Raw genomic sequence first — 13,107 nt, 5'->3', positions numbered from 1 at the left:
ATGCAGCAATATCGATTGGGTTTTGTGATTCCTGTGTATAACCATCCGCATTATATCAAAGCATTACTGGACTATATTCACCCTTATGGTTTGCCAGTGGTTTTGGTCAATGATGGTAGTGATATTGAATGTTCGACCTTGTTGCAAGAATTGGCGCAGCAGCATAAAAATGTATATCTGGTTGAGCATGCGACCAATCAGGGCAAAGGTCAGGCCGTGATGACAGGTTTATATCAAGCACAAGATCTCGGCTGGACACATGTTTTACAAATTGATGCAGATGGGCAGCACGATTGGCAGGATATTGAAAAATTTATCACCATCTCAGCACAACATCCTCAAGCAATGATTTTGGGACAGCCGATCTTTGATGAAACGGTGCCGAAAAAGCGTTTGTATGGTCGTTATGTCACCCATGTCTGGGTTTGGATTAATAGCTTGTCACTTGAAATCAAAGATAGTATGTGCGGTTTTCGTATTTATCCACTTGATCAAACCATTCAAGTCCTCAATCAAGCAAAATTCCAACCACGCATGGGTTTTGACAGTGAAATTTTAGTGCGTCTAAAGTGGGAACAAGTTCAGTTTATCAACGTACCTACTGCTGTGATTTATCCAGAACAAGGTATTTCACATTTTAATTTGTGGAAAGATAATTTAGGACTCAGTAAAGCACATGCGCGACTTTTTGCAGGCATGTTGATTCGCTTACCTAAACTGTTGGCACAAAAAACCAAAGGTTCAGCACATGACTGAATCACATACAAAACGATGGAGTGAGCTTAAAGAAAAGGGTGGAATGTTACCTTTGATGTTAATGCTTTGCTTTTATCGTTTTGGTGGGCGTTTTTTGTGTAAGCTGGTGCTGTATTTCATCATCATGTGGTACTGGATCTTTTCTCGTACAGCGCGTCAGGCTTCATTACTTTATTTACAAAAGTTGCATCATTTTGCTCAAGAAAAGTCACCATTTTCATATCAGCCGAATATGAGTCATTCGTATATTCATTTGATGACATTTGGTGAGTGCATTTTGGATAAAATTGAAGGCTGGCTGGGAAAAGTCGCAGAAGAAAAGCTGATTTTGCATGGGCATGCGCATTTTCGGGAAAATTATAAAAAAGGTGCGATCATTGTGGTATCGCATTTTGGCAATATCGAACTGCTACGTGCGATCAAATCTGATCATCAGCAAAAAATCAATGTATTGGTTTATCAAAAGCATGCCAGTAAATTTAATGAATTTCTTAAAAAGCTCAATCAAAAAGCCGATGTGCATCTGATTTCGGTTGATGAACTTGGCGTTGATACTGCGATTCTTTTGCAGGAGAAACTGGATCAGGGTGAGTGGATCATCGTGGCAGCAGATCGCGTTCCAGTTCAATCGCAACGTGTCGAAAATCTTAAATTTTTAGCTGATGAGTCCGCTTGGCCGCAAGGACCTTGGATTTTAGCGAGTTTACTGAAAGTTCCGATATTGGCGGTTTTCTGTTATCGCAAGCAAGACAACTTTCATGTGCATATCCATTCAATCGCTCAAAAACTTAATTTTCCGCGACAAACCCGCAACCAAGCCATAGCTGAAGTCATACAACGCTATGTTCAACTGGTCGAACAGCATTGCGTAGATGCACCTTATCAATGGTTTAATTTTTATAATTTTTGGAACAAATAAAAATGCAGACACTTGTCATCGGAGAAAAACCACTTTCAATTGAAGAGGTTGTTGCTGTCGCAAATCAACAGCTCAAAGTGGCGCTGCCTAAGTCTGAAAGTTGGCAGGCATTGATTCAACGAGGTGCTGATTTTCTCGATCAATTATTACAAGAAGAAGGCGTCATCTATGGGGTAACCACAGGTTATGGCGATTCTTGTTTGGTTGAAGTGCCTGCACATCAGGTCAATGAGTTGCCTTTGCATTTATCTCGTTTTCACGGTTGTGGTTTAGGGCAAAATCTGGACTTGATCACTGCTCGTGCTGTGATGGTAACTCGATTATGCTCTTTGGCACGTGGCTATTCAGGGGTATCACATGCTTTACTTGAGCGTTTGGTTTGGATGCTCAATGAAAATATTATTCCAGTGATTCCTTCAGAAGGTTCAGTCGGCGCCAGTGGTGATTTAACCCCATTGTCCTATATTGCAGGGGCATTGGTCGGTGAACGGGATGTTTACTATCAAGGTAATATCGTTGCAGTTGCGGATGTTTATGCTGAATATGCGATACAGCCTTTGGCACTCAGACCCAAAGAGGGACTTGCCATTATGAATGGTACTGCGGTAATGACCGCAATGGCCTGTTTAAATTATAAAAAAGCTGAGCAGATTAGTTTGGCAAGTACTTTAATTACAGCATTAAATGTGTTGGCATTAGAGGGCAATCCAAGCCATTTTGATGAGGTGTTATTTGCTCAGAAACCACATGCAGGTCAGCAGGAGATTGCCAAGCAACTGCGTGAATGGTTAAACGATAAAGTACAAACAGAGCATCAAAGTCCACGTTTGCAAGATCGTTATTCGCTGCGTTGTGCACCACATATTATTGGAATATTTGAAGATTCTAAAACTTGGCTTAGACAATTTATTGAAAATGAATTGAACTCAAGTAATGATAATCCCTTAATTGATCCGATCAATTTACGCGTGTTACATGGTGGACATTTCTATGGTGGACATATTGCACAGGCTATGGATAGCTTAAAAATTATGATTGCCAATATTGCTGATTTGATGGATCGTCAGCTTGCACAGTTGGTCGATCATAAAATGAATCATGGGTTACCACGTAATTTGACTGGTGCTAAAACCGATCGCTTACCACTCAATCATGGCTTTAAAGCCGTACAGATAGGGGTGTCAGCTTGGACTGCCGAAGCACTTAAGCAAACACTTGCTGCTTCAATTTTTTCACGTTCAACCGAATGCCATAATCAAGATAAAGTCAGTATGGGCACGATTGCCGCACGTGATGCTAGTCGGGTGATTTTATTGACTGAACAAGTGATTGCTGCATTGAGCTGTGCTGCGGTTCAAGCAATTGAACTGAGAGGTTTGGCACAGCAATTAAGCCCAGTGTTGGGTCTATTTAGACAATGGGTACTGAAAGAATTTCATTTTGTTGAAGAAGATCGTCCATTGCAAAAAGAACTGCAAGCGATTGTCGATCATCTTGAAAATCTCAGCCTGTTAAACTGCAATCTGTTGCAGCACAAGCAGGAGAACGCTGATGTATGCTGATGTCATTATTGATGTTCCATTTCATGATGTCGATATCATGAATGTGGTTTGGCATGGGCATTATCTCAAATATTTTGAAATTGCACGTTGCAAATTGCTGGATCAATTTGACTATAACTATAATCAAATGAAAGATTCAGGTTATGCGTGGCCAGTGATTGAAAGTTATGTCCGTTATGCGCAAGGTATTATTTTTGGGCAGCATATCCGAGTACGTGCGACTTTAAAAGAATGGGAAAACCGTTTGAAAATCGAGTACCAGATTTTTGATGCAGAATCAGGTAAACGCCTCACCAGAGGTTTTACCAGTCAGGTGGCAGTTGAGATAGAAACTCGAGAAATGTGCTTTCAGTCACCACAAATATTTTTAGACCGCCTGTATGCATGGTCTGAATTTAAGACCCAATAGGGGGCATGAAAAATGTTGAATTTTAAAAATAAAATCAAACTGATCATCACCAGTATGATGTTTATGGTTGTGACGGCACTTCCATTGGCAAGTTATGCGGAAAGTTCTAAAGTTGGGCAAATTTTTCAACAGCTTTCCCAAACACCTGTAGTTCGCGCCCATTTTGAGCAGCAAAAAAAGCTTACCTCGTTAAATAAAACTTTTAGCTCAAATGGGCAGGTTTTATTTTCCAAAAGCCAAGGGGTGATCTGGCAGATTCAAAAACCTGTTCAAGCAGATTTGATTGTTACCCCAAAGAAGTTGCTACAAAAAACCCAGCGAACAATGAGTCAACTTGAGATTGATAATAGTCAATATGGTTCAGTGGCGACTATGTTTTTACAGTTAATGGCAGGTAATGAAACTGCCTTAGCCAAAAATTTTAATGTGGTTGCAGCCAATTACACAACATCAGCTTGGGATGTCACATTGACCCCGAAAAGCGCGTTGTTTAAAAAATTGTTTGTCAAAGTGAATGCGCAAGGTGGACGTTATGTCAATCGTATTGTGATTACTGAACAAGCCAATAATATGACGATTATTAATTTTAGTCAGCAGACGGCTCAACCTCAAACTTTATCGGCGTCTGAGAATGCACTTTTCCAATTGGCAAAATAAACTCACTGCAATTTGGTTGATATTTTTAGTCATCATTGCGATCGGGCTGGGATTTACATGGATGCAAAAAGGCATTCACATCCAGACCAATATTTTTGCTTTACTGCCAAAAGTAAAGCAGGACAAACAGCTTGAGCAAACCGAACACTATGTCAGTGAGCAATTGAACAATAAAGTGTTCTTGGTGATTGATGCAAAATCATCTGAACAAATTGAGCAAGCAACACAGATATTAAGGGCTGGTGTCCAACAGTCGAATTTGTTTAAGCCATTAAAAGCGCAAGTTGATACTGAAGATTTTGCCAAGACTTTATATGCACATCATGCAGGCTTAATTAGTTCGCAAGATCAAGCAATCTTAAAACAACAAGATTATGCGGCACTGACTGAACAAAGTTTGATGCAAATCATGAGTCCGGGCATGCCAATCACTGAAAGCTTGCTTCAACAAGATCCATTGTTATTATTTCCACGTTATGCCATGGGGCTTGCAAGCCTGCAACAGCATTCAAATATCGAAATACAAGATGGTTTTGCCACAATTTCTGATGAGCAAGGCTATTCTCGACTATTTAATTTAGAACTTTTAAAAAGTCCTTATGATATTGAGTATCAAGAACAAACTGCCCAATGGATGACTAATGTTAATCAGCAATTGAGCAAGATCGGGGTGAAACCGCACTGGACTGGAACAATTGTTTTTTCGCATTTTGGTACCCAATCTGCAAAGAATGAAATTTCTACAATCGGCGTGGGTTCGAGTATCGGTGTCTTGCTTTTGGTCTGGTTTGGTTTCCGCTCTATTCGCCCGATGTTGACCGAGTTTATTGCAGTTGCCACAGGGTCAATGGTGGCTTTTGCGGTAACCCACTGGATATTTTCCGAAATACATCTGATGACTTTGGTTTTTGGTGCAAGTCTGATTGGGGTATGTGTCGATTTTTCCTTTTACTTTATGGCGATGCAATCACAGCAACGACATCTCAATGGATTTGCCGTATTAAAGCCGATTTTACCCAGTTTGTTGATCGGGCTTTCAACCACATTGCTGGCTTATTTATTTTTAAGTTTTACACCTTTTCCGGGCTTTAAGCAGATTGCCGTATTTTCAATGGTGGGCTTAACTGCTGCAGGGATCACCAGTCTATTATTACTACCGCGTTTACCTGCCTTAAATGCTGAACCCGCAATACGCAGATTAAGCTTTATTGGCACATGGCGTAATTATTTTTTAGCGCACGCAACAAAGCGTTATCTGTTGATTTTTGTGATCTTTGTGGTTTCAGGATCAAGTTTGCTGCTGATCAAAAGTAATGATGATGTGCGTAATTTGCAAAGCATGGATCAACATTTAAAGCAGGAAGATCAATATATCCGTTCGCGTTTTGGGCAAGCGCAGGGCAGTGATTATTTTGCAATTTATGCAAATTCAGCAAAGGATCTTGCAAGGCAAGAACAACACTTAATCCATGCGCTTTCTCAGTTAAAACAACAGGGCAAAATTGACGGGTTTCAAGCAATCGGGCAAACGATTCCTTCGCTGGAACAGCAACAGCAGAATGTTGAAGCGCTACAGAAAATTCCAAAATCAGTACTGGTGGAATATGCAAGCGCGATGCAACTTGATCCGAAAGATGTCCTGAGTTGGCAAGCAAGATTGTCTCAACAAACATTGCTAAATTTAGATCAGTTTGCTGCCCACCCTTTGGCATTTTTACAGGTTAATCCGCAGCAAAGATTGATTTTGATTCAAGGCATAAAAGATGTAACAGCCGTAGAGGCTTTGCAAGATCAGCAGAATAAGCTGGTTCGTCCTGTACATAATTTATCGAGCTTATTTCAAGACCATCGTATCCAAGCTGAATATCTTTTTGTCTATGCATTAATTGCCTTAGCGATCGGTTTAATGCTGATCTATGGGATTAAATCGGTGTTCGCTTTGATGGTGCCTGTGACTTTGGCGTTGATGAGCACTTTTGCATTACAGGCATGGATGGGCGTTGAGATTAATCTATTTAGTGTAATGGGGGTTTTTCTCATCTTAGGGATTGGTGTGGATTACGCCATTTTCTACCGTCAAGGGCACGATCATCCGCATGTGGTCGGGATGGCATTATTTCTCTGTATGATGTCGACGTTGTTGGGATTCGGTTTATTGGCGTTAAGCCATACCTATGCAATACATTGTTTTGGGTTAACGGTCCTTTTTGGGGTAATTTTTTCGTTTATCTATGCCACGCTGTTTACGCCGGCAGACTCAAAATTAAATCAAAATCAATTAATCAGTCAAAGAACTGAACATTAAGGTGAATACATGAAGGGTTTAGATTTACAACAAACAGATGTGGTGATCATCGGGGCAGGACCATCGGGAAGTTCCGCAGCAGCACTGCTTCGACACAAAGGTTATCAAGTGGTGATCATTGAAAAGCAGCATTTTCCTCGCTTTTCGATCGGTGAATCACTTTTGCCACAATGTATGGTGTTTTTAGAAGAGGCGGGCTTATTAGAAACAGTACGTGAACATGTTGAAGAATATGCATTTCAATTTAAAAATGGGGCAGCATTTTTACGTGGTCATCAACGCAGCTACTACGATTTTACTCAAAAATTTAGTGAAGGTCCTGGAACGACATGGCAGATTAGACGTGCCAATTTCGACCATCTTTTAGCACAGCAAGCTGAACAATATGGGGCTGAAATTCGTTTTGGACATGAGGTTGTTGCAGTTGATGTAGAGCTTGATCATCCTGTATTAACGGTTAAAGATGAGCAGGAAAATATCTATCAAATTCAGGCTAAATTTTTACTGGATGCCAGTGGATTCGGTCGTATTTTGCCGAAACTTCTAGATCTGGAAAGCCCTTCAAATTTCCCAGTACGCCGTGCGGTGTTTAGTCATATTGAAGATGGGATCTTGGATGATCCTGAATTCGACCGAAATAAAATCCTGATTACGGTACATGAAAAAGATCATCGTGGATGGTATTGGTTAATTCCGTTTGCGGATGGTCGCTGTTCATTTGGGATTGTTGCTGAACAGGATTTCTTTGATCATTATGGTTATATCTCTGATGAGCCTGAAGCATTATTGGCTTTATTTAAAGATATTCTTGCAGATGAACCGAGTTTGTCGCATGTTCTGCGTAATATGAAGTTTGATACGCCAATCCGTACTTTGGTGGGCTATTCAGCAAATGTTAAAACCTTAGCACAGCGCAATTTTGCTTTGCTGGGCAATGCGGGTGAATTTTTAGATCCTGTATTTTCATCTGGGGTGACCATTGCACTCAAGTCTTCAAGTTTGGCGGTACCTTTAGTCGATCAAGTCTTACAAGGTGGGCAAGTGGACTGGATGCAAGAATATGAAAAACCTTTGCGTAAAGGAATCAAAGTATTTCGCGCGTATGTAGAAGCATGGTACGACGGTGAGTTTCAAGATGTGGTATTTTCAAAAAATCAAAATGAAAAAATCCGTCGTATGATTGCGTCATTATTGGCGGGTTATGCTTGGGATGAAACTAATCCAATCTATCGCAATGCACGACAACGCTTAAATACCTTGGCTGAGTATTGTCGTCAGGATCTGGAACAGAGCAAAATACTTGAGAGCGAATAATGCAAATTTGGTTAAAAGCAATGAGCATCAGTCTGTTGTTAGTGCTTGGTGCCTGTCAAAATATGTATCCACAGCCACAAGGTCTGGTTCCTGTGGTTTGGTCTGCTGATCCAGCCTTGGCGCATTATCAGCGTCAAGATCAAGTTGAAGTCGTCTGGAAAAATCAAAGTTTTAGCTTTTTACTCTACCAAGAACAACAGGCAAAAAACTTGCAAATGTTTGCATTAAGCTTAACTGGACAGCAACTGTTTAGACTGGATTTCGATGGTCAAAAAGTGCAGGTGCATGAAAGGATAAAACCGATGCGTTTGTTACCCTTTGATTTTGTGGTTCGAGATATTCTGTTTGCAACTTATCCTGATTTTGCAAAAAATCATTTAGAAAATGTTAAAGTGAAACAGGGCGTTGATCAGACTGAAATTGAGATCGATCAAAAAAATGTTTTAACGATAAAAACGCGTGCTGATCATATTGAGTTGGATAATCTGCAAGTTCCTTATCAAATGATCTTTAGTCCTGTGGAAAATACTTTGAAAGACAATTCATTAGAGCAAAGTGAAGTGGAAGATCTGCAAAAAAATGACAAAAAAGATTGATTTAAATTATCCCGCTGTAGGCATTCATTGTTCAGCCAGTTTATCTGCTTTAGGTGATCATCCTGAACAGGTCAAGGCACAATTGACCTCATTGGAAAACAGTTTAACACTGAATAAATCTTTGATTTTTGATCAGCCTGTATGGGTGGGTGCTTATGCACATCCGTTATGTAGCGATATTCCAGTTGCGCTGCAAAACTATGACTCGCGTAATTTTCGTTTTGCCTTAACTGCGCTTGCACAATGTGAATCTCAGTTACGTGACTATGTGGCTAAGTTTGATAAAAAGCGGCTTGCAATCATTGTTGGGACCTCAACGTCAGGTATTTCGGACAATGAACCCTTATTAAAAGCCTACTTTCAAGGCCAAACTGAGACCGTGATTCAACAGCAAAAACAGGAAATGGGTAATCTCGCCAAAGCTTTGCAAATCTATTTGGGCTGGGATGGTCTTGCGTATACGATTTCTACGGCCTGTTCTTCAAGTGCCAAAGCTTTTGCCAGTGGGCAACGTTTGCTTAATGCAGACCTTGCCGATGCTGTATTGGTGGGTGGCGTAGATACCCTCGCTAAACTGACCTTAAATGGTTTTAATAGCTTGGAAAATTTGAGTGCAGGTATCTGTAGCCCATGTGGATATCAGCGTGATGGGATCAATATTGGTGAGGCCGCAAGCTTGTTTTTACTCAGTAAAGAACGAGCACCGGTCATGTTGATTTCTGCGGGGGAGTCTATGGACGCATGGCATATTTCTGCACCGCATCCAGAAGGCAAAGGTGCTGCAACTGCAATGCAAAAAGCACTGGATCAGGCACAGTTAAAAGCTTCAGATATTCAATACCTTAATTTGCATGGCACCGCAACCACGCACAATGATGATATGGAAATTAAAGCAGTTCGACAGGTCTTTCAGGACTATGCTGTTCCATTAAGTAGCACTAAGCATAAAACCGGACATTGCTTGGGTGCTGCGGGTGCATTGGAAGCCTATATTTGTACGCAAGTGCTTAAAGATCAAAACTGGTTACCCCTTCATCAAAATGGCATGATTGCCCCTGAATTGGATGATCAGCATTACGTTGAACAGGATGATTTAACTCAAACTGCTCAATCTGATCCTGTGCGTTTTGTGATGAGTAATTCATTTGCCTTTGGCGGTAGTAATGTCAGCCTTATTTTTGGAACTGAAATCAGATGAGTTTAGATGCTATTCAATTTATTCCGCATGAAAAACCGATGGTTTTTGTTGATCAACTGCTTGAGTTAGGTGAGAATTTTGCACTTGCCAACCTAACCATTACACCTGAATTGATGTTTAGTGATGAACATGGTTTGCCGACTTGGAGTACTATTGAACTCATGGCACAAACCATTAGTGCCTTTGCTGGAGCAAAAGGACAAAAAATGGGGCAAACGCCACAAATTGGTTATTTGCTCGGAACACGCAAATTAAATTTACCTTTGGCTTATTTTGAATTTGGTAAAACATTGACCATTCGAGCTGAACAACAATATTTACATGAAGGCTTGGCACAATTCTCTTGTGAAATAAGCTATGAAGAACATGAAATTAGCGCAATTTTAAGTGTTTATGAACCACCTGTGAAAGCTGAGCAATAAGTAGGAATTAAGTGTGTCGAGAAGAATATTAGTGACGGGATCTAGTCGAGGAATTGGCAAAGCAATTGCTTTAGCTTTAGCAAAATCTGGATTTGATGTGGTGGTGCATGCACGTTCTAGACGTGCTGATGCTGAGCAAGTGGTCGCTGAAATCCAAGCTTTGGGGCAAAACAGTTATGCGCTACTTTTTGATGTCACACAACGTGAAAACACCCGACAGATACTGGAACAAGATATCGAGCTTTATGGTGCATTTTATGGTGTGGTGCTAAATGCAGGTTTAACCCATGATGGCGCATTTCCAGCTTTAACCGACAATGACTGGGATGAAGTAATTTCAACCTCATTGGATGGTTTTTATAATGTATTAAAACCTTTAGTGATGCCGATGATTCGCCTAAAACAAGGCGGGCGTATTGTGACGCTTTCTTCTGTTTCTGGCATTATGGGGAATCGTGGTCAAGTCAATTATAGTGCGGCAAAAGCGGGATTGATTGGTGCGACCAAAGCTTTGGCTTTAGAACTGGCAAAAAGAAAAATTACGGTGAATTGCGTTGCACCGGGATTGATTGAAACGGAAATGGTCACAGAAGAAGTAAAAGAACATGCTTTAAAAATGATTCCATTACAACGTATGGGACAGGTCGATGAAGTGGCGCATACGGTGAACTTTCTCTGTTCTGATCACGCAAGCTATATTACTCGGCAAGTGATTTCGGTGAATGGGGGACTGATTTAATGAAACGTGTTGTTGTGACGGGAATGTCGGGAATCACTTCACTGGGTGAAACGGCAGATGAAGTTTTTGCCCAATTCCAAGCGTCAAAAAATGGCATTCGTGTGATGCCTGATTGGGATATTTATACCGATCTACGTTGCAAAATTGCAGGCCCAGTAGCGCACTTTGAGATCCCTAAACATTTTAATCGTAAAGTGACACGAGGTATGGGACGAGTTGCATTGATGTCGGTGATTTGTGCTGAAAAAGCATTGGCAGATGCAGGCTTGATCGATCATCCTATTTTGAAAAGTGGCGATGCTGGGGTTGCTTTTGGCTCCTCTGCGGGGAGTGTCGATGCAGTCAAAGAGTTTGGGAAAATGCTCATAGACAACGACATGAGTCAGTTAAACGCGACCACGTATATCCGAATGATGTCACATACCAGCGCTGTGAATATGACGGTTTATTTTGGTTTAAAAGGTTTAACCTTACCCACATCAAGTGCCTGTACTTCAGGTTCAATGGCCATCGGACAGGCATTTGAAGCGATTAAATTAGGTAAACAAAAGCTGATGCTTGCGGGTGGTGCTGAGGAACTCAGCGCGACAGGTTCAGCAGTATTTGATGTGTTGTTAGCCACCAGTGGGATGAACGATACACCTGAAAAAACACCACGTCCATTTGATAAAAATCGTGATGGTTTGGTAATTGGTGAAGGTGCTGGCTGTTTAGTGCTAGAAGAATATGAACATGCACTGGCACGTGGTGCAACAATCTATGCAGAAGTCATCGGTTATGCCAGCAATACGGATGGTGAGCATGTCACTCGTCCAAATTCAGAAATGATGGAAAGATGTATGCGCATGGCACTTAAAGATGCCGCAATTTCTGCGCAAGAGATTGATTATATTAACGCACATGGGACTTCGACAGATCAAGGCGATGTTGCAGAAACTCAAGCCACTGCACGTATATTTGGTAAAAAACCGATCAGCTCATTAAAAAGTTATTTTGGACATACTCTTGGTGCATGTGGTGCAATCGAAGCTTGGCTGAGTATAGAAATGCTGCAACGCCAACAGTTTATCCATACTTTAAATTTGGATGAAATTGACCCATTATGTGGTGATTTGGATTATATCGTGCGAGAGCCACGAGATATGAATGCAAAAACCATCATGACCAATAATTTTGCATTCGGAGGGATCAACACCTCCATTATTTTAAAACATACTTAAAAGAGGAAAAAAACGATGTCATTTAAACACTTGGTTGTTGTTTCAACTTTATGCTTTGGTGGAATCGTCTCTGCACAAGCTGCGGACACTGTTCATAATCTCAATTTTAAAGAAGCTGTAGATCGAGCTGTGGCTGATGGATTTTTAGATGGATCGGTAAAATTTTATCTTGCTGGGACTAAATCTGGCGGTCAAGTTTTAGAAAAAGCGGTTGTCAGCAATAAAAAAACCAATGGTTTTGGAAAGTCTGCGGAAAAGGCTTGTGATCATGTATTACGTTCAGCATTAATCCAGTTGCAAAGTGCAGCAAAAGATAAAGGTGCTAATGCAGTGACCAATATTGTGAGCTATTTCAAAGCAAATGAATCAAAAAACACCACCACATACCAATGTTATAAAGGTACAGCACTTGCGAGTGTGGCTTTAAAAGGCGATATTGTTAAATTCTAAGCTGTAAACATGTGCCAATGTCCAAAATTTAAGAACAATGTTTGGATATTGGCTTATATGAGATCTCTTGCATAAATTAAAAAATGACCCTGTTGAGTGATCATATTGCTCTTCAAAGTCCTTTCTCCCCTTGGGCATAGGTATCTACACCATTAAATATATTTAAGTTAAATTGGAGAGCATGCTCTCCAATTTAACATTCCATACTTAGATGACCGATTAGTTAAACGTTACTGGAGTCTTGTAAAACTTAATATAAATTTACTCACTTCCTTAGCCCAGCGTTTAAAGATATTGCCTCTACCCAAAACTAGCTTTGCTACAACCCAAGCAGTTTGGTGTTTTTTAAATAACGAAAACGTTTCATTTCAACAACTCAATCAGCCTATTAAAAAACCTGTGCTTGAATATATTGAGTTCTTAGCAATAGAACAGAAACTCATATCTATTATTGATTTTGAGGGAGATTAAAAGCTTGAGGGTGTTTTTTATTATGTGTTCAAAAATGCCAGTTGACAATATTGTTAATATATGAAAATTGGTTATAATGACTTATAAAT

Annotated in this window: 13 protein-coding genes and 1 pseudogene; all 14 read left to right on the top strand. The window is 40.4% G+C overall.

Going from position 1 to position 13,107, the window contains the following annotated elements; translation table 11 throughout:
- Entirely contained in the window at positions 1–756 is a 756-nt protein-coding gene (locus CQZ96_RS07750; protein WP_105713046.1) for a glycosyltransferase family 2 protein, read from the top strand.
- Positions 749–1,675 carry an acyltransferase gene (locus CQZ96_RS07745; RefSeq protein ID WP_105713045.1) on the top strand — a complete coding sequence of 309 codons (927 nt, stop codon included), beginning with the start codon at positions 749–751 and terminating at the stop codon, positions 1,673–1,675. The genes CQZ96_RS07750 and CQZ96_RS07745 overlap by 8 nt, the downstream gene beginning before the upstream one ends.
- Before the next feature lie 2 nt (positions 1,676–1,677).
- The gene (locus CQZ96_RS07740; protein WP_105713044.1) at positions 1,678–3,237 is read left to right on the top strand and encodes an HAL/PAL/TAL family ammonia-lyase; all 1,560 of its coding nucleotides are present in this window, start codon (positions 1,678–1,680) and stop codon (positions 3,235–3,237) included.
- Positions 3,227–3,646 (top strand): acyl-CoA thioesterase, encoded by a 420-nt coding sequence (locus CQZ96_RS07735; RefSeq protein WP_105713043.1) that lies wholly within the window; start codon positions 3,227–3,229, stop codon positions 3,644–3,646. Before CQZ96_RS07740 ends, CQZ96_RS07735 begins: the two co-directional genes overlap by 11 nt.
- Positions 3,647–3,703: 57 nt before the next feature.
- Positions 3,704–4,303 carry a LolA family protein gene (locus CQZ96_RS07730; RefSeq protein ID WP_228722807.1) on the top strand — a complete coding sequence of 200 codons (600 nt, stop codon included), beginning with the start codon at positions 3,704–3,706 and terminating at the stop codon, positions 4,301–4,303.
- On the top strand, positions 4,278–6,608 hold the full coding sequence (locus CQZ96_RS07725) for an MMPL family transporter (RefSeq protein ID WP_171287890.1): 2,331 nt from the start codon (positions 4,278–4,280) through the stop codon (positions 6,606–6,608). Before CQZ96_RS07730 ends, CQZ96_RS07725 begins: the two co-directional genes overlap by 26 nt.
- Before the next feature lie 9 nt (positions 6,609–6,617).
- A complete protein-coding gene (locus CQZ96_RS07720) occupies positions 6,618–7,922 on the top strand; it encodes an NAD(P)/FAD-dependent oxidoreductase (protein ID WP_056516350.1) in 1,305 nt (434 codons plus the stop codon).
- Positions 7,922–8,518, top strand: a complete 597-nt coding sequence (locus CQZ96_RS07715; RefSeq protein WP_105713041.1) for a DUF3261 domain-containing protein — start codon at positions 7,922–7,924, stop codon at positions 8,516–8,518. Before CQZ96_RS07720 ends, CQZ96_RS07715 begins: the two co-directional genes overlap by 1 nt.
- Positions 8,502–9,716 carry a beta-ketoacyl-[acyl-carrier-protein] synthase family protein gene (locus tag CQZ96_RS07710; RefSeq protein ID WP_105713040.1) on the top strand — a complete coding sequence of 405 codons (1,215 nt, stop codon included), beginning with the start codon at positions 8,502–8,504 and terminating at the stop codon, positions 9,714–9,716. The genes CQZ96_RS07715 and CQZ96_RS07710 overlap by 17 nt, the downstream gene beginning before the upstream one ends.
- The gene (locus tag CQZ96_RS07705) at positions 9,713–10,138 is read left to right on the top strand and encodes a 3-hydroxylacyl-ACP dehydratase (RefSeq protein ID WP_105713039.1); all 426 of its coding nucleotides are present in this window, start codon (positions 9,713–9,715) and stop codon (positions 10,136–10,138) included. Before CQZ96_RS07710 ends, CQZ96_RS07705 begins: the two co-directional genes overlap by 4 nt.
- 13 nt (positions 10,139–10,151) lie before the next feature.
- Positions 10,152–10,877: a 3-ketoacyl-ACP reductase FabG2 gene (locus tag CQZ96_RS07700; protein WP_004722179.1), complete on the top strand. Its 726-nt coding sequence runs from the start codon at positions 10,152–10,154 to the stop codon at positions 10,875–10,877.
- A complete protein-coding gene (locus CQZ96_RS07695) occupies positions 10,877–12,097 on the top strand; it encodes a beta-ketoacyl-ACP synthase (protein ID WP_105713038.1) in 1,221 nt (406 codons plus the stop codon). Before CQZ96_RS07700 ends, CQZ96_RS07695 begins: the two co-directional genes overlap by 1 nt.
- 15 nt (positions 12,098–12,112) lie before the next feature.
- Positions 12,113–12,547, top strand: coding sequence for an excinuclease (locus tag CQZ96_RS07690; RefSeq protein WP_105713037.1), 435 nt, complete (start codon positions 12,113–12,115; stop codon positions 12,545–12,547).
- Positions 12,548–12,840: 293 nt separating this feature from the next.
- Positions 12,841–12,961: pseudogene (locus tag CQZ96_RS21645) on the top strand (transposase); the annotation flags it as partial.
- Positions 12,962–13,107: the final 146 nt, after the last annotated feature.

The organism is Acinetobacter sp. MYb10, assembly GCF_002980175.2.
Classification (GTDB): Bacteria; Pseudomonadota; Gammaproteobacteria; order Pseudomonadales; family Moraxellaceae; genus Acinetobacter; species Acinetobacter guillouiae.
Note: the sequence above shows the minus strand (reverse complement) of the source record. Positions and strands in the feature narration are given on the sequence as shown.

Excerpts from the sequence above, each read along its gene's own strand:
- CQZ96_RS07740 (WP_105713044.1), top strand. The coding sequence starts at position 1,678 with ATGCAGACACTTGTCATCGGAGAAAAACCACTTTCAATTGAAGAGGTT.
- CQZ96_RS07705 (WP_105713039.1), top strand. The coding sequence starts at position 9,713 with ATGAGTTTAGATGCTATTCAATTTATTCCGCATGAAAAACCGATGGTT.
- CQZ96_RS07730 (WP_228722807.1), top strand. The coding sequence starts at position 3,704 with ATGTTTATGGTTGTGACGGCACTTCCATTGGCAAGTTATGCGGAAAGT.
- CQZ96_RS07710 (WP_105713040.1), top strand. The coding sequence starts at position 8,502 with ATGACAAAAAAGATTGATTTAAATTATCCCGCTGTAGGCATTCATTGT.
- CQZ96_RS07735 (WP_105713043.1), top strand. The coding sequence starts at position 3,227 with ATGTATGCTGATGTCATTATTGATGTTCCATTTCATGATGTCGATATC.
- CQZ96_RS07750 (WP_105713046.1), top strand. The coding sequence starts at position 1 with ATGCAGCAATATCGATTGGGTTTTGTGATTCCTGTGTATAACCATCCG.
- CQZ96_RS07695 (WP_105713038.1), top strand. The coding sequence starts at position 10,877 with ATGAAACGTGTTGTTGTGACGGGAATGTCGGGAATCACTTCACTGGGT.
- CQZ96_RS07720 (WP_056516350.1), top strand. The coding sequence starts at position 6,618 with ATGAAGGGTTTAGATTTACAACAAACAGATGTGGTGATCATCGGGGCA.
- CQZ96_RS07715 (WP_105713041.1), top strand. The coding sequence starts at position 7,922 with ATGCAAATTTGGTTAAAAGCAATGAGCATCAGTCTGTTGTTAGTGCTT.
- CQZ96_RS07725 (WP_171287890.1), top strand. The coding sequence starts at position 4,278 with ATGCACTTTTCCAATTGGCAAAATAAACTCACTGCAATTTGGTTGATA.
- CQZ96_RS07690 (WP_105713037.1), top strand. The coding sequence starts at position 12,113 with ATGTCATTTAAACACTTGGTTGTTGTTTCAACTTTATGCTTTGGTGGA.
- CQZ96_RS07745 (WP_105713045.1), top strand. The coding sequence starts at position 749 with ATGACTGAATCACATACAAAACGATGGAGTGAGCTTAAAGAAAAGGGT.